Raw genomic sequence first — 21,775 nt, forward strand, 5'->3', positions numbered from 1 at the left:
GCGGCTGGCGCCGCTCCCACAGGAGAGCGCCGCAGCGTGTGTTCCCACCGTAGGAGCGGCGCGAGCCGCGAGGGGTTGGGGCGATGGGCGTTGGGTGGGCCCCAAAAAGCTCGCGGCTGGCGCCGCTCCTACGGGAGCGGGGCCAGCCGCGAGGGCTTGGAGCGCGTGCGGCTTAGTGCGCGGCGGCCGTGGCAGCGCCGACGCCGGTCTGGGCGCGCACGTACTGGTCTTCGAAGGCTTCCTTCTCGTCCTTGGCTTCCTGGCTCTTGTCGAGCGTGGAGAACAGCCAGGTCATGAAGAAGGCGATGGGCATCGAGAACAGGGCGGGCTGGGTGTAGGGGAAGATGGCCGACTCGAAGTGCAGCACGTCGACCCACACCGACTTGGACAGCAGCACGAACAGCACCGCGCTGATGAGGCCGGAGTAGCCACCCATGAGGGCGCCGCGCGTGGTGAGGCCCTTCCAGTACATCGACAGGATGAGCACCGGGAAGTTGGCCGATGCGGCAACGCCGAAGGCGAGCGCGACCATGAACGCGATGTTCATCTTCTCGAAGGCCATGCCGAGCAGGATGGCGACGATGCCCAGGCCGATGGTGGCGTACTTGGACACCTTGAGCTCGGTGGCTTCGTTGGCCTTGCCCTTCATGATGACGCGCGAGTAGATGTCGTGCGAGATCGCCGACGCGCCAGCCAGCGCCAGGCCGGCCACCACCGCGAGGATGGTTGCGAAGGCCACTGCCGACAGGAAGCCGAGCAGCAGGTTGCCGCCGACGGCCTGGGCCAGGTGCATGGCGATCATGTTGCCGCCGCCGACGACCTTGCCGCCGATCTCACCGCCCTCGAAGAACTCGGGGTTGGTGCCGACGATGAGGATGGCGCACAGGCCCATGATGGCGATGACGTTGAAGAAGTAGGCGACGATGCCCGAGGCGTAGAGCACGGACTTGCGCGCTTCCTTGGCGTCGGTGACGGTGAAGAAGCGCATCAGGATGTGCGGCAGGCCGGCGGTACCGAACATCAGGCCCAGGCCGAGCGAGATGGCGGTGATGGGGTCGGCGAGCAGGCTGCCCGGGGACAGCAGCTTGGCGCCCAGCTTGTGCACTTCCATCGCACGGGTGGTGAGCTCGTCGAAGCTGAAGCCGAACTGGCTGAAGGCGAGCACGCCGACGGTGGTGCCGCCGATGAGCAGCATGACGGCCTTGATGATCTGCACCCAGGTGGTGGCGACCATGCCGCCGAAGGTGACGTAGATCATCATGAGCGCGCCGACGACGACGAGCGCGATGTTGTAGTCGAGGCCGAACAGCAGCTTGATGAGCTGGCCGGCGCCGACCATCTGCGCGACGAGGTAGAAGCACACCACGGTGAGCGAGCTGACCGCGGCCATGGTGCGCACCTTGCCCTGGTTGAGGCGGTAGGCGGTGATGTCGGCGAAGGTGAACTTGCCGAGGTTGCGCAGGCGTTCGGCCATCAGGAACAGGATGATGGGCCAGCCGACGAAAAAGGACAGCATGTAGATGTAGGCGTCGACGCCCTGCATGTACATCATGGCGGTGAGGCCGAGCAGCGTGGCCGCGGACATGTAGTCACCAGCGATCGCCAGGCCGTTCTGGAAGCCGGTGATGCCGCCGCCCGCGGTGTAGAAGTCGGCAGTCGACTTGGTGCGGCTGGCCGCCCAGTAGGTGATGCCCAGGGTGAGCATCACGAACACGAAGAACATGCCGATGGCGTGGAAATTGAGGGCCTGCTTCTCCATCTGGCCCATGTCGCCCTTGGCGAGCGCGAGCGCAGGGAGGGCGAGGACGAGGAGACCGGCGCCGAGGCGCGACAGGAAGGTGGCGTTCATCATTTCTCGTCCTTCCATGCTGCTTTTACGATTTCTTTGTTGATGTCGTCGAATTCGCCGTTGGCGCGACGGACATACACCCAGGTGAGCACCCAGAAGAAGACGAACTGGAACAGGCCGGCAACGATGCCGAAGGTGATGTTGCTGCCCTCGGAGAGGCGCATGCCGATGAGCCCGGGCGCGAACGCGACGAGCAGGACGAAGCCATAGAACATGGCCAGAACGATGACCGCGAGGATGCCCGCAAAACGGGTCCGCTTGGCTACCAGCTCCTTGAAGCGTGGGTTGCGCCGAATATGCGCATACATTGAGACAGACACTTCTCCCTCCTCATGGATAAGCAACGTAGAACTGCATTGCCCTCCACCCTCCTTTTTGCCGAGCGCTCCGTCTGACGCGGGGTTATCAGCAGCGGCGGATGATATATCATCCATAAGATCCCATACTACCCCGTATGGAAAATTTTGATCGACGATAGTCAGGCTTGCCGATGAACCCAGGAATCGATTGTGAAATCAGCGCAGGCGTCGCCACCGTGACGCTGTGCAACCCGTCCAAGCTCAATGCGGTGAATGCCGCAATGTGGCGCGGTCTTTCCGCCGCAATGGCGCGCGTTGCGGCCGACGATGGCGTGCGTTGCGTGATTGTGCGTGGCGCGGGCGAGAAGGCCTTCGCCGCTGGCGGCGACATCGAGGAGTTCGTGACCGTGCGTGCGACGGTGGATGACGCGATGCACTACCACGAGGATCTGGTGGCGAGCGCGCTCAACGCGCTGCGCGACTGTGCGGTGCCGACGGTGGCGGCGATCCGCGGTGCGTGCGTGGGCGGCGGGCTGGAGATTGCCGGCTGCTGCGACATCCGTATCGCTGGCGAGTCGTCACGCTTTGGTGCGCCGATCAACCGCCTGGGGTTCTCGATGTACCCGGGGGAGATGGCCGGGCTGCTGGCGCTGGTGGGGCCGGCGGTGGTGCTGGAGATCCTGCTCGAGGGCCGTATCCTGGATGCACGCGAGGCCTTGCAGAAGGGCCTGCTGAGCCGGGTGGTGGATGACGAGCGCGTGTTCGAGGAGGCGGCGCTGAGCGCTGAGCGTATCTGCGCAGGGGCACCGCTGGTGGCGCGCTGGCACAAGCAGTGGGTGCGCCGGCTGATGACTGGCGCGCCGCTGGATGAGGCCGAGCGGCGCGCTGCGTTCGACTTTCTGGCGACCGAGGATTACCGCGAAGGCCTGGATGCTTTCCTGAACAAGCGCGCGCCGGTGTTCAAAGGGCGCTGAGGGAGCACTCGAGGCGCCCCCCCGCGCCGAGTGGGATCAGGGCCTGCGGGCGCCGGCCTCGCGCAGGGCCTCGGCAAACAGCGCGTCCTTGTCGACCTGCAGCATGGACGGGGCGTCCGGCGGGCAGAGCTCGGCGGGGTCGATGCCGTCGCGGTCCTGACCAAGTTCGGCAGCCGAGGGCAAGCCTTCGCGGGCAACTTGCAGCCTGGGCAGCAACTGCCCCATGCCGGCGAGGGTGCGCGCCTGGGCGGTGAGGAGGTCGAAGCGGGCGCCGGTGTAGGCGCGGCGAGCCTGGAAGTACTCGTTCTCGGTATCGAGCAGGTCGAGCAGCGTGCGCTGGCCGATGTCGAACTGCTGGCGATAGGCTTCGCGCGCCTTGGCAATGGCCAGCTGGTGCTGGTCGAGGTAGCCGAGCTGCTCGCGCAGGCGGGCGCTGTCGTTGTAGGCGATGGACAGGGTCTGGCGCAGGTCGCGGCAGGCCTTTTCGCGCAGGTCGCGGGACTGGTTGAGCGTTTCTGCCGCCTGGCGGATGCGGGCCTGGTCGGCGCCACCGCGGAACAGGTTGTAGTTGAGCACGACTTCGACCACGCCTTCGCGCGTGCTACCGCTGACGCCGTCGAGGTTGTTGTCGAGCGACTGGCGGGCGCGCAAGTCGATACGCGGCTGGTTGGCGCTGCGGCGAGCCTGGACTTCTGCCTGGCCGGCGCGCACGTTCTCGACCGCGGCGTTGATGGCGGGGCTGGAGACGAGCGCGGCACGCACGGCGTCGGAGGCGGTGGCAGGCAGGCCTTCGCTGCCGGCGAGGGTGTCGGGAAGCGCGGTGAGGCGCTCGGCAGGCTCTTCGCCGACCAGGCGCAGGTAGCGCGCGCTGACGTCGTGCAGGTTGCTGACCTCGGTGAGGAGGTTGGATTCGGCAAGCGCGAGGCGGCCGCTGGCCTGCTCGAGATCTACGCGGCGGCCCACGCCGGCGGCGGCGCGCTCGGCGATCTGGTCGTACACGCGGCGGTGCTCGACGTAGTTGTCCTTGGCCAGCTGCACGAGTTCGCGGTAGCGGAGCACGTCGGCGTAGGTGCGCACCGTGTCGAGCGCGGCAGTTTCGGCCGCATCGACAACTTCGTAGTAGCGGGCGAGACGAGCGTAGCCAAGGCGGGACACTTCACTGCGGGTGAGAAAGCCGTCGTACAGCATCTGGTTGAGCGACAGGGTGGCGCCGCGGCGGGTGTAGCTGTCAACGGGTTCGCGGGGACGGTCGACACGTTCGCGGCCAATGCCGGCGTTGAGGTCGACCTGCGGCAGGTAGCCGCCGCGCGCAACGTCCTGCTCGGCGCCGGCGGCGCGGAAAGCGTGCCAGCGTGCCTGCACGTCGGGGTTGGTGGCGACGACCTTGAGCACGGCGTCGCGCAGCGCGTCGGGGACTGGGGCGGAAGCTGCCTGTGCAGTGCCATGCACCGCAAGGAGTGCGATCATGCCGAGCGTGCGGCGAAGAGCTTTATTGTTCATTTATTAGAACCTTGGTTTCGAACGGAGAGCGATTCGGAGTACGTGCGCATTAGACCCAATCCGGGTCGTGCGTTGTGGGTAGATCGACGGCAATCGGTGACGCAATGCACAAGCCATGCGCATTTACCGGCTCCGGCGTGTCCTGGGTCACGTCGTGGCGCGGCCAGCGCTGTGCCGCATCACGGCCGATCCCGCATAATCGTGAGCACCCGGCCAGCATTATGTCATGCCCCTGACCCTCGTCGCCCTTTCCAGGACGGTTTGTTACCTGCTCGCCATACTGGCGCTGGCGGGCGGCTTGTCGCGCGTGCTGGCCGAGGCCGACTTCGAGCACATGGAGCGCATCGCCCTCGCCCGCCACGGCGACGCAGTGGCCGAGCAGGTGCGCGACTGGCGTGCGATGCTGGGCGAGGCGGCGGCGCTGGAGACGGCGGACCAGTTGGCGCGCGTGAATGGGTTCTTCAACCGCCGGGTGCGCTTCGAGGATGACATCGTGGTTTGGCGGCAAGCGGACTACTGGGCGACGCCGCTTGAGATGCTTGCGCGCGGCGCAGGCGATTGCGAGGATTTTGCAATCGCCAAGTACGCCAGCCTGATTGCGCTGGGCATGCCGGCCGAACGGCTGCGCCTGATCTATGTGCGAGCCCGCATCGGCGGGCCGCAAAGCACGGTGTCGCAGGCCCATATGGTGGTGGGCTATTTCGAATCGGCCGACGCCGAGCCGCTGATCCTGGACAACCTGGTGGGCGAGATTCGCCCGGCCAGCCGCCGCCCCGACCTGTTTCCGATTTTCAGCTTCACCAGCGAAGGCCTGTGGGTACAGGGCGCGAGCACCTCGTCCGCAGACCCGACGGCGCGCCTGTCGCGCTGGCGCAGCGTGCTGGAGCGCATGGCGAGCGAAGGGCTCGAACTGAGAAAATGAAGATCTCTGCAAGGATGCACCCATCATGTCCCTGATCAAGAAGCTGTGGATCGCAACCGTCTGCCTGACCGTGCTCGCCCTGGGAGGAAGCCTGGTCGTGGGCACCCTGTCGGCGCGGGCTTACCTGGTGCAGGCGATGACGGTGAAGAACATCGACAACGCAGGGGCGCTGGCGCTGGTGCTGTCGCATCTGCCGAAGGACCCGGTGAGCATCGAGCTGCAGATGTCGGCGCGCATGGACACCGGCCACTACCGGTTGATCCGGCTTACCGCGCCCAATGGAGAGACGATCGCCGAGCTGAGCGACGCGGGCGAGGCGGGGACTGTGCCGGCCTGGTTCCGGGCGCTGGTGCCGATGCAGGCGGGTGCGGGGGTGGCGCAGGTGCAGGATGGCTGGCACCAGTTCGGTACGCTGCAGGTGCTGAGCCATGACCGCTATGCCTATGAGTCGCTGTGGCAATCGACGCTGGACCTGTTGCTGTGGTTTGCGCTTGGTGGCCTGGCCTGTGGCGCGCTGGGTACGGCTCTGCTCAAGCGCATCCTGCGCCCGCTCGACGATGTGGTCGCGCAGGCGAGCGCGATTGGCGAGCGCCGCTTCGTCACCACCGCCGAACCGGGGACGCTGGAGTTCCGCCGCGTGGTGGGGGCGATGAACGCCTTGTCAGGCAGGGTGCGGCAAATGCTGAGTGAGGAGGCCGAGCGCCTGGAGGCGCTGCGTTTCCAGAGCCAGCATGACGCACTGACCTGCCTGATGACCCGTGCCCAGTTCCTGCGCCAGGTGGAGAGTGCCCTGGAGCGTGAGGATGCGCGTGCCGGCGGCACGCTGGCGATCGCGCGCATTGCCGACATGGCTGCGCTGAACCGCCGCCTGGGACGACCGGCGGTCGATGCCCTGCTGCGCACGCTCGGCCATCACCTGCTGCACCTGGCGTCGTCGCAGCCGGGCTGGGAGGCAGGACGACTGAACGGTACCGATTTTGCGCTGCTGGCCTGCGGCGAGGAGGATGCCGCCGCAGTCGCTCAGCGCATGCAGGTGGAGATCGACCGCGCGATCGCCCACGCTGGCGAAGGCGAGCCCTTGGAGGTGGCCTTTGCGCTGGGGGCATGCGCGTTTGCACCAGGCACGGCGCTGAAGGCGCTGCTCGCCCATACCGACGGGGCGCTGGCGGGGGCCGAGCAGGACGGCGCGCGCATGATCCGCATCGCCGACCCCGGCCGGCCGCCCCTGCCGCATACCGACCTGCATGGTTGGCGCTGTGCGATCGAGGATGCCGTGCTGAAGTCGCGGATGATGCTGGCACGCTTCCCGGTGCTGTCGACAGGCGGCGCCGTGTTGCACCAGGAGGCGCCGGTGCGCCTGGAGATGGGTGGCGAGTGGCAGAGCGCGGGCTATTTCATGCCGTGGGCGGCGCGCCTCGGGCTGGTGAGCCGGATCGACGCCGAGGTTGTGCGACGTGCGTTGCTGGACGTGGAACAGGAACCGTCGGCGCTGGGCATCAACATATCGGCCGAGTCGCTGTGCGATGCAGCCTTCCGTAACCATCTGCAGACGCTGCTCGACAGCCGACCCGAGGCTGCACGCAAGCTGTGGGTCGAGGTACCGGAGTACGGCGTGGTGCAGCACCCTGCGGAGTTCCGCGAGCTGTGCCAGATGCTCAAGCCGCTTGGCTGCCGGATCGGTATCGAGCATTGCGGCCGTGAGCTCAAGCGCATCGGTGACTTGCACGACCTGGGCCTGGACTACATCAAGGTGGATGCGTCCATGGTGCGCAGCATCGACACCGAGCCCGGCAACCAGAACGTACTGCGCAGCCTGTGCATGCTGGCGCACAGCATCGGCGTGCAGGTCATTGCCGAGGGCGTGAGCACGGCACAGGAGCAAGCGGCGCTGACACGCCTGGGGGTGGACGGGGTGACCGGACCAGGCGTGCAGGCGCAAGCATGAGCGCCCGGGCCTGCGGACAGCGGGCCAGGGCGCGGCGGACGCGGTAGGTCAGAGCACCACCTGTCCGTCAGCGTCGTCGAGCAGGTGCAGGCTGCGCATCGAGACCCGTGCGCTGCGCCGTGCGCTGAGCTTCTCCTGGGCCGCGGGCGGCAGGTCGGTAAAGCGGATCACCGCGCGTTCGACGAGCAGGTCGATGAGATCCTCGAGCACGCGGACCATGTGCAGATCCGTCTCGGCGAGCCCGGGGGTGGCGCTGAGCTTGTGCAGGAAGACCCGCAGCTGTGGGTCTTCGGCGTCGACGAGGTGACGGTGGATCGCGTCTTCGGTGGCGCTGACGGCGACAATGTCTCCAGCGGCGTTGCGTTCTACGTAAGGCATGCCTGAGCCTCTTGCGGTGGCCTGCCGGGTTGCCCCGGCAGGCCATTGGGACATGGTCAGTCGGTGATCAACCGGCCGCTGCTGAGCAGGTTCTGGATGATCTGATTGTCGTCGGCCAGGCCGCCCAGCAGGTCGACACCTTCGAGGCGGATGATCTGGTCCGGCCCCGTCATTGCCGCCCCCTGGGTCTTGACCGCGATGACGGTCGTCCCGGCGGCGGAGCCCGCGCCCGGCTCGAAGCTGAAGTCGAGGTAGTCGGCGAGGTTGCCGGCGTCGATGCCCTGGTGGGATTCGCCGATCAGCAGGTCGCGCAGGTCGAGCACGTCGCCCTGGCTCACGCTGAAGTCCTTGACCACGTCGACCGCGGGCGCGCTGGTGCTGCCCTGGTCGCCGAACTGCCACTTGAACACGTCGGCTCCGGCACCACCATACAGGGTATCGTTACCCGCACCGCCGACGAGGACGTCGTTGCCGGCATCGCCGTACAGGGTGTCGTTGCCCTGCCCGCCATACAGCCAGTCGTTACCCGTCCCGCCACGCAGGGTGTCATTGTCGGCACCGCCGAAGATGAGGTCGTCGCCGGCACCGCCGTTGATGGTGTCGTCGCCCGCATAGCCGCGGATGAGATCGTCGCCGCCGGTGCCGTTGAGCGTCTGGCCCGCACCGGTGCTGTTGGTGACGGTGGAGTCGGTCTGGTTGAAGGTGATGTTGACGGTCTGCTGGCTGACCGCGGTGTCGTCATTCGCGGTCTCACGTGCGATCGCAGTGACGGTGAGCGCCATCGAGCCGGAGAAGCCTGCAGGCGGCATCAGCAGCAGGTTGCCGAGCTCGGCCGCGGTGAAGGTCCAGGTGCCGTCGCCGTTGTCGGTACCCGAGGTGAAGCGGGCGCCGGCAGGAACGCCGGAGACGACGACGGTGAGCACCTCGGACCCGCTCTTGTCAGCCAGTTCGGCAAACACGGGCAGGCGCACGGGCGCACCGTAGGCCGCAGCATCGCCCGGCGCGCCAAAGCGCGGCGCAGACAGCTGCAGCGACGAGTCCTTGAGGCGGTCGCCACCGTTGAGCACCAGCCACTGGAAGCTGTACTGGCCATCGGCGCTGGCGGTGAAGGTGAAGCTGTCGCTGACGCTGCTTTGCGGGAACTTGACCTCGGAGGCGTTGACCAGGATCGACTGCTTGGCGCCGGAGGGATCGGTCACGATGAGCACGACCAGGTCGTTGAAGCCATTCGCAACCTCGGACGCGAGGTTCTCGCCGTTGGTGAAGATGTAGTTCCAGCTCACCGTGGAGCCGGCCGTCATTGCGTGATGCGATTCGGTGACCTTGCCGTCGAGCACGGTGACGTTGCCGTTGTGGGTGACGTTTTCGCCCACAGGGTTGAAACGGTTGCTCAGGTAGCCGCTGGGCAGGCCAAGCTCGCGCTCGAGATCCGCCCTCAAGACACCATTGCCGGAGTTGTTGTCGCCCGGCGTGACCACCGTGTCGCTACCACCCGTAGAGATGACGGTGCTGCCGGGAGTGAGGATGAAGATGTCGTTGATGGGCGCGAGGTTGGGCGTGTCGGCGATGGCCTTCACCCCGTTGTCGCTATCCACAGCCGTGTTGCCGGCAAGGTCGGTAACCGTGGCGGTGACCGTGAGCGGACCATCGGTGAGCGCGCTGAGGTTGGCCGTGGTGCCGTAGCTGCCGTCGGCATTGACCGTGGTCGTGACCGTCACATCCGGCGTGGCGGGGTCGTTGTCGCTGATGACGAGCGTAACCGTCTGGCCGGGCTCCACACTGGTGGTGGTGCCGGTGATCGGCACCGCGGTGACATTGGCACTACCGACGTTATTAAGACTGACGGTAATCGCCGCGCTGGTATCGATCAGCGTGCTGTCGCTATCGCCGCTACCGGCGTTGCCGGCCACGTCGGTATAGCTACCGGCGGGGACTTCGACGGTCACCGTGCCTTCAAAGCCGGCGGCCGGGGTCAGGTCGGCGGTCCAGCGGGTCGGGTCGGTCGGGTCCTGGACGAGGTTGCTGATACTGCCGTTGGTCACAACGACGTCGCTCGCCTCGAAGCCCACCGGGGCTTCGCTGAAGACGAAACTGACGGTGCCGTCCGGGTTGATCGTGACATTGACGCTCGGCGCGAGCGTGTCGACTGCCGTGCTGTCGCTATCGCCGCTACCGGCATTGCCGGCGACGTCGGTGTAGCTGCCGGCGGGGACTTCGACGGTCACCGTGCCTTCAAAGCCGGCCGCCGGCGTGAGGTCGGCGGTCCAGCGCGTCGGGTCGGTCGGATCCTGCACCAGGTTCGAAATCGAACCGTTGGTGACGACGATGTCGCTCGCCTCGAAGCCCACCGGGGCTTCGCTGAAGACGAAGCTGACGGTGCCATCTGGGTTGATCGTGACATTGACGCTCGGCGCGAGCGTGTCGACCGCGGTGCTGTCGCTATCGCCGCTACCGGCGTTGCCGGCCACGTCGGTGTAACTGCCAGCCGGGACTTCGACAGTCACCGTGCCTTCAAAGCCGGCGGCCGGCGTGAGGTCGGCGGTCCAGCGCGTCGGGTCGGTCGGATCTTGCACCAGGTTCGAAATCGAACCGTTGGTGACGACCACGTCTGCAGCCTCGAAGCCCACCGGGGCTTCGCTGAACACGAAGCTGACCGTGCCGTCCGGGTTGATCGTGACATTGACGCTCGGGGCGAGCGTGTCGACCGCCGTGCTGTCGCTATCGCCACTGCCAGCATTGCCGGCCACGTCGGTGTAGCTACCGGCCGGGACTTCGACCGTGACATTGCCCTCGAAACCAGCGGCCGGCGTGAGGTCGGCCGTCCAGCGCGTCGGGTCGGTCGGATCTTGCACCAGGTTCGAGATCGAACCGTTGGTGACGACAACATCGGCAGCCTCGAAGCCCACCGGGGCTTCGCTGAACACGAAGCTGACCGTGCCATCCGGGTTGATCGTGACATTGACGCTCGGGGCCAAGGTATCGACCGCGGTGCTGTCGCTATCGCCACTGCCAGCATTGCCGGCCACGTCGGTGTAGCTGCCGGCGGGGACTTCAACGGTCACGGTGCCTTCAAAGCCCGCGGCCGGGGTCAGATCGGCGGTCCAGCGCGTCGGGTCGGTCGGATCTTGCACCAGGTTCGAAATCGAACCGTTGGTGACAACAACGTCGCTCGCCTCGAAGCCCACCGGGGCTTCGCTGAACACGAAGCTGACCGTGCCGTCCGGGTTGATCGTGACATTGACGCTCGGGGCGAGCGTGTCGACCGCCGTGCTGTCGCTATCGCCACTGCCAGCATTGCCGGCCACGTCGGTGTAGCTACCGGCCGGGACTTCGACCGTGACATTGCCCTCGAAACCAGCGGCCGGCGTGAGGTCGGCCGTCCAGCGCGTCGGGTCGGTCGGATCTTGCACCAGGTTCGAGATCGAACCATTGGTCACAACGACGTCGCTCGCCTCGAAGCCCACCGGGGCTTCGCTGAAGACGAAACTGACGGTGCCGTCCGGGTTGATCGTGACATTGACGCTCGGCGCGAGCGTGTCGACTGCCGTACTGTCGCTATCGCCACTGCCGGCATTGCCGGCCACGTCGGTGTAACTGCCCGCAGGGACTTCGACAGTCACCGTGCCTTCAAAGCCTGCGGCCGGGGTCAGATCGGCGGTCCAGCGGGTCGGGTCGGTCGGATCTTGCACCAGGTTCGAGATCGAACCGTTGGTGACGACCACATCTGCAGCCTCGAAGCCCACCGGCGCCTCGCTGAACACGAAGCTGACCGTGCCGTCCGGGTTGATCGTGACATTGACGCTCGGCGCGAGCGTGTCGACTGCCGTACTGTCGCTATCGCCGCTACCGGCGTTGCCGGCCACGTCGGTGTAACTGCCGGCGGGGACTTCGACGGTCACCGTGCCTTCAAAGCCCGCGGCCGGGGTCAGATCAGCCGTCCAGCGCGTCGGATCGGTCGGATCCTGCACCAGGTTCGAAATCGAACCGTTGGTGACAACAACGTCGCTCGCCTCGAAGCCCACCGGGGCTTCGCTGAACACGAAGCTGACCGTGCCGTCCGGGTTGATCGTGACATTGACGCTCGGGGCGAGCGTGTCGACCGCGGTGCTGTCGCTATCGCCGCTACCGGCGTTGCCGGCCACGTCGGTATAGCTGCCGGCGGGGACTTCAACGGTCACGGTGCCTTCAAAGCCGGCAGCCGGGGTCAGATCGGCGGTCCAGCGCGTCGGGTCGGTCGGATCTTGCACCAGGTTCGAGATCGAACCATTGGTCACAACGACGTCGCTCGCCTCGAAGCCCACCGGCGGCTCGCTGAAGACGAAGCTGACCGTGCCGTCCGGGTTGATCGTGACATTGACGCTCGGGGCCAAGGTATCCACCGCGGTGCTGTCGCTATCGCCACTGCCAGCATTGCCGGCCACATCGGTATAGCTGCCGGCGGGGACTTCAACCGTAACGTTGCCCTCGAAACCAGCGGCCGGCGTGAGGTCGGCCGTCCAGCGCGTCGGGTCGGTCGGATCCTGGACGAGGTTGCTGATGCTGCCATTGGTCACAACGACGTCTGCAGCCTCGAAGCCCACGGGGGCTTCGCTGAAGACGAAGTTCACCGTGCCGTCCGGGTTGATCGTGACATTGACGCTCGGCGCGAGCGTGTCGACTGCCGTGCTGTCGCTATCGCCGCTACCGGCATTGCCGGCCACGTCGGTATAGCTGCCAGCCGGGACTTCGACCGTGACGTTGCCTTCAAAGCCGGCGGCCGGGGTCAGGTCGGCCGTCCAGCGGGTCGGGTCGGTCGGATCCTGGACGAGGTTGCTGATGCTGCCGTTCGTCACGACAACGTCTGCAGCCTCGAAGCCCACCGGGGCTTCGCTGAACACGAAGCTCACCGTGCCGTCCGGGTTGATCGTGACATTGACGCTCGGCGCGAGCGTGTCGACCGCGGTGCTGTCGCTATCGCCACTGCCAGCATTGCCGGCGACGTCGGTGTAGCTACCGGCGGGGACTTCGACCGTGACATTGCCCTCGAAACCCGCGGCCGGGGTCAGATCGGCCGTCCAGCGCGTCGGGTCGGTCGGATCCTGCACCAGGTTCGAAATCGAACCGTTGGTCACAACAACGTCTGCAGCCTCGAAGCCCACCGGGGCTTCGCTGAACACGAAGCTGACGGTACCGTCCGGGTTGATCGTGACATTGACGCTCGGCGCGAGCGTGTCGACTGCCGTGCTGTCGCTATCGCCACTGCCGGCATTGCCGGCGACGTCGGTATAGCTGCCAGCCGGGACTTCGACCGTGACGTTGCCTTCAAAGCCGGCGGCCGGGGTCAGGTCGGCCGTCCAGCGCGTCGGGTCGGTCGGATCCTGCACCAGGTTGCTGATGCTGCCGTTCGTCACGACAACGTCTGCAGCCTCGAAGCCCACCGGGGCTTCGCTGAACACGAAGCTCACCGTGCCATCCGGGTTGATCGTGACATTGACGCTCGGAGCCAAGGTATCCACCGCGGTGCTGTCGCTATCGCCACTGCCGGCGTTGCCGGCGACGTCGGTGTAGCTGCCGGCGGGGACTTCGACGGTCACCGTGCCTTCAAAGCCCGCGGCCGGGGTCAGATCGGCGGTCCAGCGCGTCGGGTCGGTCGGATCCTGCACCAGGTTCGAAATCGAACCGTTGGTCACAACAACGTCGCTCGCCTCGAAGCCCACCGGGGCTTCGCTGAACACGAAGCTCACCGTGCCGTCCGGGTTGATCGTGACATTGACGCTCGGCGCGAGCGTGTCGACTGCCGTGCTGTCGCTATCGCCGCTACCGGCATTGCCGGCGACGTCGGTGTAACTGCCGGCGGGGACTTCGACGGTGACGTTGCCCTCGAAACCCGCGGCCGGGGTCAGATCGGCCGTCCAGCGCGTCGGGTCGGTCGGGTCCTGGACGAGGTTGCTGATGCTGCCGTTGGTCACAACGACGTCTGCAGCCTCGAAGCCCACCGGGGCTTCGCTGAACACGAAGCTGACGGTGCCGTTGGGGTTGATGGTGACGTTGACGCTCGGTGCGAGCGTGTCGACCGCGGTGCTGTCGCTATCGCCACTGCCGGCATTGCCAGCCACGTCGGTGTAGCTGCCGGCGGGGACTTCGACGGTCACCGTGCCTTCAAAGCCCGCGGCCGGGGTCAGATCAGCCGTCCAGCGCGTCGGATCGGTCGGATCCTGGACGAGGTTGCTGATGCTGCCATTGGTCACAACGACGTCTGCAGCCTCGAAGCCCACCGGGGCTTCGCTGAACACGAAGCTCACCGTGCCGTCCGGGTTGATCGTGACATTGACGCTCGGGGCCAAGGTATCCACCGCGGTGCTGTCGCTATCGCCACTGCCAGCATTGCCGGCCACGTCGGTGTAGCTGCCGGCGGGGACTTCAACGGTCACGGTGCCTTCAAAGCCGGCAGCCGGGGTCAGATCGGCGGCCCAGCGCGTCGGGTCGGTCGGATCTTGCACCAGGTTCGAGATCGAACCGTTGGTGACGACCACATCGGCAGCTTCAAAGCCCACCGGGGCTTCGCTGAAGACGAAGCTGACGGTGCCGTCCGGGTTGATCGTGACGTTGACGCTCGGGGCCAAGGTATCCACCGCGGTGCTGTCGCTATCGCCACTGCCGACATTGCCGGCGACGTCGGTGTAACTGCCTGCCGGGACTTCGACGGTCACCGTGCCTTCAAAGCCCGCGGCCGGGGTCAGATCAGCCGTCCAGCGCGTCGGATCGGTCGGATCTTGAACCAGGTTCGAGATCGAACCATTGGTCACAACGACGTCGCTCGCCTCGAAGCCCACCGGCGCTTCGCTGAAGACGAAGTTCACCGTGCCGTCCGGGTTGATCGTGACATTGACGCTCGGCGCGAGCGTGTCGACTGCCGTGCTGTCGCTATCGCCGCTACCGGCATTGCCGGCCACGTCGGTATAGCTGCCAGCCGGGACTTCGACCGTGACGTTGCCTTCAAAGCCGGCGGCCGGGGTCAGGTCGGCCGTCCAGCGGGTCGGGTCGGTCGGATCCTGGACGAGGTTGCTGATGCTGCCGTTGGTGACGACCACGTCGCTCGCCTCGAAGCCCACCGGCGGCTCGCTGAAGACGAAGCTGACGGTGCCGTCCGGGTTGATCGTGACATTGACGCTCGGCGCGAGCGTGTCGACCGCGGTGCTGTCGCTATCGCCGCTACCGGCGTTGCCGGCCACGTCGGTATAGCTACCGGCGGGGACTTCGACGGTCACCGTGCCTTCAAAGCCCGCGGCCGGGGTCAGATCAGCCGTCCAGCGCGTCGGATCGGTCGGATCCTGCACCAGGTTCGAGATCGAACCGTTGGTGACGACCACATCGGCAGCCTCGAAGCCCACCGGGGCTTCGCTGAACACGAAGCTCACCGTGCCGTCCGGGTTGATCGTGACATTGACGCTCGGGGCCAAGGTATCCACCGCGGTGCTGTCGCTATCGCCACTGCCAGCATTGCCGGCCACGTCGGTGTAGCTGCCGGCGGGGACTTCAACGGTCACGGTGCCTTCAAAGCCCGCGGCCGGGGTCAGATCGGCCGTCCAGCGCGTCGGGTCGGTCGGATCTTGCACCAGGTTCGAAATCGAACCGTTGGTCACAACAACGTCTGCAGCCTCGAAGGCCACCGGGGCTTCGCTGAACACGAAGCTGACGGTACCGTCCGGGTTGATCGTGACATTGACGCTCGGCGCGAGCGTGTCGACTGCCGTGCTGTCGCTATCGCCGCTACCGGCATTGCCGGCGACGTCGGTGTAACTGCCGGCGGGGACTTCGACGGTGACGTTGCCCTCGAAACCCGCGGCCGGGGTCAGATCGGCCGTCCAGCGCGTCGGGTCGGTCGGGTCCTGGACGAGGTTGCTGATGCTGCCGTTGGTCACAACGACGTCTGCAGCCTCGAAGCCCACCGGGGCTTCGCTGAACACGAAGCTGACGGTGCCGTTGGGGTTGATGGTGACGTTGACGCTCGGTGCGAGCGTGTCAACCACGGTGCTGTCGCTGCCGCCGCCGCCCGAATTACCCGCCGCATCGGTGTAGCTACCGGCGGGAATCTCGACCGTGACCGTACCTTCAAAACCAGCGGCCGGGGTCAGGTCGGCGGTCCAACGGGTCGGATCGGTCGGATCCTGCACCAGGTTGGAAATCGAACCGTTGGTCACAACGACGTCGCTCGCCTCGAAGCCCACCGGCGGCTCGCTGAAGACGATACTGACAGTCCCGTCCGGATTGATCGTCACCACGACGCTCGGAGCCAGGGTGTCGACGGGGGCGCCGTCGTCATCAGCCGCAGCGCCCGCCCGCCCATCGACTGCACCTGCGGTGAACTCGAGACGATCGCCCTCAGCATTGCCATCGACGACCGGCCCCGCACCTTCCAGGTCCTCGCTGATGCGCAGCAGCCGCACGAAGCTGCTGCCTTCGCCCGCGCCGCCGCCAGCCAGGCCGGCTGCCGGGTCCTCGAGCACTTCGCCCAGGTCCTGCCCGGCTTCGATGGCCTGGATGACCTGGGCGATGGTGGCGTCTTCGACAGCAGCTGCACGGGCGTCGGCACGACCGGCCTCGCCCATGTCGGCGGCTACGAGGACGCTGCTGTCTTCGGGGACGAGGGTGGTGGCGCCGTCGGCGTGGGAGAATTCGACGCGGGCGCCGGGGCCGGTGATGATGACCTCGCCTTCGAGGACGGTGTCGCCGACCTTGAGCACGCGCAGTTCGCCATCGGCGTTGCGGGCGAGAACCTGACCACTGACGTAGACGACGTTTCCAACCACCTGGGCTTCAGCCATTTCGTTCGCTCTCCGTTATGCGCCGCTTGGCCGCGTGATGCGACCGGGCACCAAGAATCATGATGCTGGCAAGCGTACGGAGGCATCGGCGCAGGCGCTATTGTCCAGGTGGACAGGCTGCGAACTACGTCACGCTTGGGCTTGAGCGCCGACGCGGGAGACGAGCAAGGCGAGCTGCAGGCGGTCGGGGACGCCGAGCTTGTCGAAGACCGCAGCCAGGTGCGCCTTGACCGTGCGTTCGGAGATGTCGAGACGCAGGGCGACCTGCTTGTTGGTGAGCCCTTCGGCAACGGCGATCGTCACCTCACGCTCGCGCGGGCTGAGCTCATCGAGCGCGGGTGCAGCGGGCGCCTCGGGTGCCTGGGCGAGTTGCGGCGCCAGCCCGGTTATCAAGCGCGCCAATAGCTGCGGACCGACCCACAGACCACCATGGCGCACGACGAGCGCCACCTCGTGGAACAAGCCGGCGGCCGCGAATGCATGGCAGTAGCCGCGCGCGCCGCTGTCGAGCGCACGCAGGGCCTGCTCGTCCGCGGGCAGGGCCGACACGACGACCACGCGCACGCCCCTCGCGGTCAGACTGCGCACCGTGCCGGCCCAATCGTCGAGTTCGACATCGACCCAGACGAGGTCATCCGCGGCCAGTGCCGGCAGCTGTTCGGCGGAACCAAGCACCACCGCGCTCGAGAAAGCCTTGCGCCAGGCGTCGAGCGCCCGCGCGCTGGGGCTGATGAAGTATTCGGTCATGCTCAGCGCTCCGTCAGTGCTTTGGCCTTGGCGCGCAGCACGGGTTTGGCGAGGTAGGCGAGCACGCTCTTCTTGCCGGTGAGGATGTCGACGTCGGCGACCATGCCGGGGATGATCGGCATGCCCTCGCCGAGCTCGTTCTGCAGTGTGCGCACGCGCACGATGTAGAAGGCGTTGCCCTTGTCATCGAGCACGGTATCGGCCGAGATGTGCTCGACGACGGCGTCGAGCCCACCGTAGATGGCGAAGTCGTAGGCGCTGAACTTGACCACGGCCGGCTGCTCGGGGCGCAGGAAGCCGATGTCCCTGGGCTTGATGCGCGCCTCGAGCAGCAGGGCGTCGTCGAGCGGGACGATCTCGACCACCTCGCGGCCGGGCTGTACCACGCCGCCCACGGTATTGACGAGCAGGCGCTTGACGGTGCCACGCATCGGCGAGCGGATCTCGGCGTGCTTGACGCGGTCCTCGAGCCCACGGGCGCCCTCGGACAGGCTGCCGAGCTTGCTCATGGTGTCGGAGAGCTCGGCACGCCACTGGTTGCGCACCGCCAGCTCGACCTCCTGGATCTTGCCTTCGGCTTCGGTGATTGCGGCCTGCACGCGCGAGATCTGCGCCGCGGCCTGGTCGCGCTCGCCGCGCATGCGTGCGACATCGCGCTCGAGACGCAGGATGTCGACGTCGGACACCGCGCCGGAACGCACCAGCGGCCGGGTGACGTCAAGCTCGCGCACCGCAAGATCGAGGCCGCGTGCAGCCTGATCGCGGCGTGCGCGCACTTCGTTGAGTTCCTGCTGGCGCTGGCTGAGCTGCTGGCGGGCAATGGCGATCTGGGCGTTGATACCCTCACGACTGGTCTCGAACATGCGGCGTTCGTGGGCGACGATGTCGGGGATCTCGCGCTCGAGCTCTGCGGCGACGGCAAACTCGCCGCCGCGCGTGAGCGCCTCCAGGCGGGCTGCCCTGGCCTGCAGCGCCTGCGCGGTGGCGCGGCTTTCGAGCAGGGTCGAGACGAAGCGCGTGGGGTCGATGCGCAACAGCAGCTCGCCGGTGTCGACGACCTGGCCTTCGCGGACGGCGATCTCCTCGACCACGCCACCATCGAAGGACTGCACCACCTGCAGCTGCGACGACGGAATGACACGCGCCTCGCCGCGCGTGACCTCATCGAGTTCGGCCAGCGCCGCCCACGCGACCAGCGCGACCAGCACGAGGGCGATGATCCACAGCAGGCCGCGTGCGCGCAGCGGCTCCTGCTGCAGGCGGGCCCAGTCGGCCTCGCCCATCCAGTCATCGGCGCCCGGGCGGTCGCCACGGGCGGCGCTGCGCACCAGGCGGTCGAGCGCACCACCGCCGAGCTGCGTCGAGCCCTGCGACACCTCGCCAACCTTGTCGAACAGCGAACGCTGCATGCGCGGCAACATCAGCCTGCCCTCCCGATACGGCCCTGGCGCAGGGCGTCGACCACCTGGGCCTTGGGCCCGTCGGCGACGATGCGACCGGCGTCGATGACGATGATGCGGTCGACCAGATCGAGCAGCGAGGTTCGGTGCGTGATCACGATCAGCGTCTTGCCGGCGCCGTGCGCGCGCAGCTGCTGCTTGAGCGCCTCCTCGCTGGCGTGGTCCATCGAGGCAGAAGGCTCGTCGAGCAGCAGGATGGGCGGGTCGGCGACCAGCGCACGGGCGATGGCCACGCCCTGGCGCTGCCCGCCCGAGAGCGATTCGCCACGTTCGCCGACGAGCATGCCGTAACCGTGCGGGTGGGCGTCGACGAAGTCGGCGATGCCCGCAATGCGCGCGGCACGCAACACCTTGTCGTCGCCCGCCTCCGGCATGCCGATGACGATGTTGTCACGCAGGGAGCCGTAGAACAGGGTGACATCCTGCGGCACATAGCCGATGTTGCGGCGCAGCTCGGCGGGGTCGAGCTGGCGCAGGTCGATGCCGTCGACCAGCACGGCGCCGCCGGTGGGCTGGTAGAGCCCGAGGATGAGCTTCTCGAGCGTGGTCTTGCCTGAGCCCACACGGCCCAGGATGCCCACGCGCTCGCCGGCACGGATGGTGAAGGAGACCTCGCGCAGGGCCGGCATTTCGCCCTCGCCGTAGGCGAAGCTGACGTTGCGGAACTCGATGTCGCCGCGCAGCAGCGGACGGCTCAGGAAGCGCTTGTCCTGCGGACGCTCGACCGGGCGCTGCATCAGCTCCTCGAGCGATTCGAAGGCGGTCGCTGCGGAGTGGTACTGCACCAGCAGCCCGGCGACCTGGCCGATCGGCGCCATCGCGCGCGAGGACAGCAGGTAGCAGGCGATGAGGCCGCCCATGGTGAGCTCGCCCTCGCTGATCAGGTAGACGCCGATGATGACTGTCGACAGGCTCACCATCTGCTGCACCCACAGGGCGCCGTTCGAGCTCGTGGCGGCGAGCAGGCGCAGGCGTGCGCCGACGCTTGCGACCAGCGCTGCGCTTTTCTCCCACTTGCCCTGGATGACCGCCTCGGCCCCCATCGCCTTCACCGTCTCCATGCCGACCAGGCCCTCGACCAGGGTGGCGTTACGCTGCGCGCTGGCGCGGTAAGTGGTTTCGGCCAGCGCATGCATGCGGCGCTGGACGGTGAGCGAGTAGAGCAGCAGCAGCGTGATGCCGACGACGAAGGGGATCACCATCGGCCAGCCGATCCAGCCGATGACGATGACGAAGAGCAGCGCGAACGGCAGGTCGATGAAGGCGGTGACCGTCGCCGAGCTGATGAAGTCGCGCACCGACTCGAAGGCACGCAGGTTGGAGGCGAAGGAGCCGGCCGAGTCGGGCCGGGCCTCCATGCGCAGGCCAAGCACCTTCTCCATGATCACCGCCGACAGCTTGACGTCGGCACGGCTACCGGCAAGATCGACGAAGTAGCCGCGCAGCATGCGCAGCACGAAGTCGCCGCAGATGACGATCATGACGCCAATGGCGAGCGCCCACAGGGTCTCGATGGCATTGTTGGGGACGACGCGGTCATACACGTTCATCGAGAACAAGGGCAGCGCGAGCGCGAACACGTTGATGACCAGCGCCGCGAGCAGCACGTCGCGGTAGAGCGCCCGGTTCTCGGCCATCACGCTCCAGAACCAGTGCCCGGCGCGCGTACCGCGGACCTCGGGCGTACGCGCGTCGAAGCGGTGGCGCGGGCGCGCGTACAGGGTGACGCCGACATAGCGCGCGCGCAGCTCGGCGAGCGCGATCGTCACCACACTGTCGCCGAGCTCGGGGAACACCACCTCGGCCACGGCGGCGGCTGCGTCCACGCGCATGAGCACGCAGGCCTGGCCGTCCTCGAGCAGCAGCACTGCGGGCAGCAGCGCGGGTTCGACGTGCTCGAGGGCCTGGCGCACGATGCGGCTCGACAGCCCGGCCCGGCTTGCCGCGCGTTCGAACAGCGCCGGGCCGAGCCGCCCGCCCTCGAGCGGCAGGCCGGCGAGCACGGCTTCGCGGGTGACGGACAAGCCATGCGCCTGGGCCACGACCAGCAGGCAAGCGAGCAGTGCATCCGTGCCGCGCGGCGACGGTTCCGGGGTCGATGCCGGCTCAGCGCCTGGCGCCAGGGTGATCGAGGCTTGCTGCACGCAGAAGGTCATCCATGATGAACAATTGGACGCATTCTATGGGCAACTGCCCAAACTGAGTCAAACCCGCGGCTTGCAGCGTTAATTCGGTCACATTGGCGCCTGCCGCTGCGGTTCAGTCCGGCAGCGGCTCGGTGTCGATGTACTCCTCGACCTTCATCCCCCTCAGCTGGTAGCCGGCCACCCCCATGTCGGAATCGATCCGCCCCACCGCCATCACCCCCTCGACCCATACCGGCAGCATGTTGTAGCCGGCCGGCACCGCCTTGTCGGGGATGACGTGGATGAGCTGGTTGGCCGGCGGCGGCGGCACATGCACGCAGGCGCCGAAGTACGGCACGAGCAGGAACTCGCTGATCTGTTCGCCGTTGGTCTCGAGCGGGACGAGAAAGCCGGGGATGCGCACACGCTCGCCGGCAAGCCGCTCGACGACCGGCGCGCGGTCCCATTCCTCGCGGATGCGTTGCAGCACCTCCATGGCGCGCGGGTCGTTGTCGCCGAGCTCGTCGAGGTTGATGTCGGCAAACAGTGCTTCGGGCTTCCAGTCGGCGGGCATCAGCTCATCCCAGCTGAGTTCGCGGAACGGCCCGCTCGCGCTGCCGGCAGGCGCCGCCAGGCGGTCGCCCACCTGGTACTGCGGCGCACCAGCAGCCTGGCTCTGCGCCTGAACCTGCGGCACCGCCGCCAACAGGAGGAAGGAGGCGCCGACCACGGCGCACAGCTTGGATGCAGTCATCGATCGTAGAAGCCTGT

General features: G+C 67.1%; 12 protein-coding genes. 3 read left to right on the forward strand and 9 right to left on the reverse strand.

Features of this window, described 5'->3' with window-relative positions; all coding sequences use genetic code 11:
* Window positions 1–172: 172 nt before the first annotated feature.
* Both B447_RS19085 and B447_RS19090 read right to left on the reverse strand, forming a co-directional pair.
* Complete coding sequence (locus B447_RS19085; RefSeq protein ID WP_002944434.1) at window positions 173–1,849, reverse strand: cation acetate symporter; 1,677 nt, start codon at window positions 1,847–1,849, stop codon at window positions 173–175.
* Window positions 1,849–2,169 carry a DUF485 domain-containing protein gene (locus B447_RS19090; protein WP_386039804.1) on the reverse strand — a complete coding sequence of 107 codons (321 nt, stop codon included), beginning with the start codon at window positions 2,167–2,169 and terminating at the stop codon, window positions 1,849–1,851. Before B447_RS19090 ends, B447_RS19085 begins: the two co-directional genes overlap by 1 nt.
* Before the next feature lie 170 nt (window positions 2,170–2,339).
* Between B447_RS19090 and B447_RS19095 the strand changes: the two genes are divergently transcribed.
* Entirely contained in the window at window positions 2,340–3,122 is a 783-nt protein-coding gene (locus B447_RS19095) for an enoyl-CoA hydratase/isomerase family protein (RefSeq protein ID WP_002931954.1), read from the forward strand.
* Between the two features lie 36 nt (window positions 3,123–3,158).
* Here B447_RS19095 and B447_RS19100 read toward each other — a convergent pair whose 3' ends face one another.
* Entirely contained in the window at window positions 3,159–4,622 is a 1,464-nt protein-coding gene (locus tag B447_RS19100; protein WP_002944438.1) for a TolC family outer membrane protein, read from the reverse strand.
* A gap of 226 nt (window positions 4,623–4,848) precedes the next feature.
* Between B447_RS19100 and B447_RS19105 the strand changes: the two genes are divergently transcribed.
* Window positions 4,849–5,544 carry a transglutaminase-like cysteine peptidase gene (locus B447_RS19105; RefSeq protein ID WP_002931944.1) on the forward strand — a complete coding sequence of 232 codons (696 nt, stop codon included), beginning with the start codon at window positions 4,849–4,851 and terminating at the stop codon, window positions 5,542–5,544.
* Window positions 5,545–5,569: 25 nt separating this feature from the next.
* Window positions 5,570–7,489, forward strand: a complete 1,920-nt coding sequence (locus B447_RS19110; protein ID WP_002944439.1) for an EAL domain-containing protein — start codon at window positions 5,570–5,572, stop codon at window positions 7,487–7,489.
* Window positions 7,490–7,537: 48 nt separating this feature from the next.
* Here the strand turns inward: B447_RS19110 and B447_RS19115 are convergent, their stop codons facing one another.
* The 6 genes from B447_RS19115 to B447_RS19140 form a co-directional block, all read right to left on the reverse strand.
* Complete coding sequence (locus tag B447_RS19115) at window positions 7,538–7,867, reverse strand: hypothetical protein (RefSeq protein ID WP_002944440.1); 330 nt, start codon at window positions 7,865–7,867, stop codon at window positions 7,538–7,540.
* Window positions 7,868–7,923: 56 nt separating this feature from the next.
* Window positions 7,924–16,671: a retention module-containing protein gene (locus B447_RS19120; protein ID WP_002944443.1), complete on the reverse strand. Its 8,748-nt coding sequence runs from the start codon at window positions 16,669–16,671 to the stop codon at window positions 7,924–7,926.
* Between the two features lie 129 nt (window positions 16,672–16,800).
* Window positions 16,801–17,418, reverse strand: a complete 618-nt coding sequence (locus B447_RS19125) for a response regulator transcription factor (RefSeq protein ID WP_002944445.1) — start codon at window positions 17,416–17,418, stop codon at window positions 16,801–16,803.
* A 2-nt stretch (window positions 17,419–17,420) separates the two neighbouring features.
* Window positions 17,421–18,839 (reverse strand): HlyD family type I secretion periplasmic adaptor subunit, encoded by a 1,419-nt coding sequence (locus B447_RS19130; RefSeq protein WP_002944455.1) that lies wholly within the window; start codon window positions 18,837–18,839, stop codon window positions 17,421–17,423.
* Complete coding sequence (locus tag B447_RS19135) at window positions 18,839–21,034, reverse strand: type I secretion system permease/ATPase (protein WP_002944457.1); 2,196 nt, start codon at window positions 21,032–21,034, stop codon at window positions 18,839–18,841. Before B447_RS19135 ends, B447_RS19130 begins: the two co-directional genes overlap by 1 nt.
* 103 nt (window positions 21,035–21,137) lie before the next feature.
* A complete protein-coding gene (locus tag B447_RS19140; RefSeq protein WP_002931916.1) occupies window positions 21,138–21,758 on the reverse strand; it encodes a DUF3299 domain-containing protein in 621 nt (206 codons plus the stop codon).
* Between the last annotated feature and the right edge of the window lie 17 nt (window positions 21,759–21,775).

The organism is Thauera sp. 27 (assembly GCF_000310125.2).
In the GTDB taxonomy this organism is placed as follows: Bacteria; Pseudomonadota; Gammaproteobacteria; order Burkholderiales; family Rhodocyclaceae; genus Thauera; species Thauera mechernichensis.

Bases quoted from the DNA above. Each gene is read 5' to 3' on its own strand.
- B447_RS19105 (WP_002931944.1), top strand. From the start codon at position 4,849: ATGCCCCTGACCCTCGTCGCCCTTTCCAGGACGGTTTGTTACCTGCTC.
- B447_RS19125 (WP_002944445.1), bottom strand. From the start codon at position 17,418: ATGACCGAATACTTCATCAGCCCCAGCGCGCGGGCGCTCGACGCCTGG.
- B447_RS19140 (WP_002931916.1), bottom strand. From the start codon at position 21,758: ATGACTGCATCCAAGCTGTGCGCCGTGGTCGGCGCCTCCTTCCTCCTG.
- B447_RS19120 (WP_002944443.1), bottom strand. From the start codon at position 16,671: ATGGCTGAAGCCCAGGTGGTTGGAAACGTCGTCTACGTCAGTGGTCAG.
- B447_RS19110 (WP_002944439.1), top strand. From the start codon at position 5,570: ATGTCCCTGATCAAGAAGCTGTGGATCGCAACCGTCTGCCTGACCGTG.
- B447_RS19115 (WP_002944440.1), bottom strand. From the start codon at position 7,867: ATGCCTTACGTAGAACGCAACGCCGCTGGAGACATTGTCGCCGTCAGC.
- B447_RS19130 (WP_002944455.1), bottom strand. From the start codon at position 18,839: ATGTTGCCGCGCATGCAGCGTTCGCTGTTCGACAAGGTTGGCGAGGTG.
- B447_RS19085 (WP_002944434.1), bottom strand. From the start codon at position 1,849: ATGAACGCCACCTTCCTGTCGCGCCTCGGCGCCGGTCTCCTCGTCCTC.
- B447_RS19095 (WP_002931954.1), top strand. From the start codon at position 2,340: ATGAACCCAGGAATCGATTGTGAAATCAGCGCAGGCGTCGCCACCGTG.
- B447_RS19135 (WP_002944457.1), bottom strand. From the start codon at position 21,034: ATGACCTTCTGCGTGCAGCAAGCCTCGATCACCCTGGCGCCAGGCGCT.
- B447_RS19100 (WP_002944438.1), bottom strand. From the start codon at position 4,622: ATGAACAATAAAGCTCTTCGCCGCACGCTCGGCATGATCGCACTCCTT.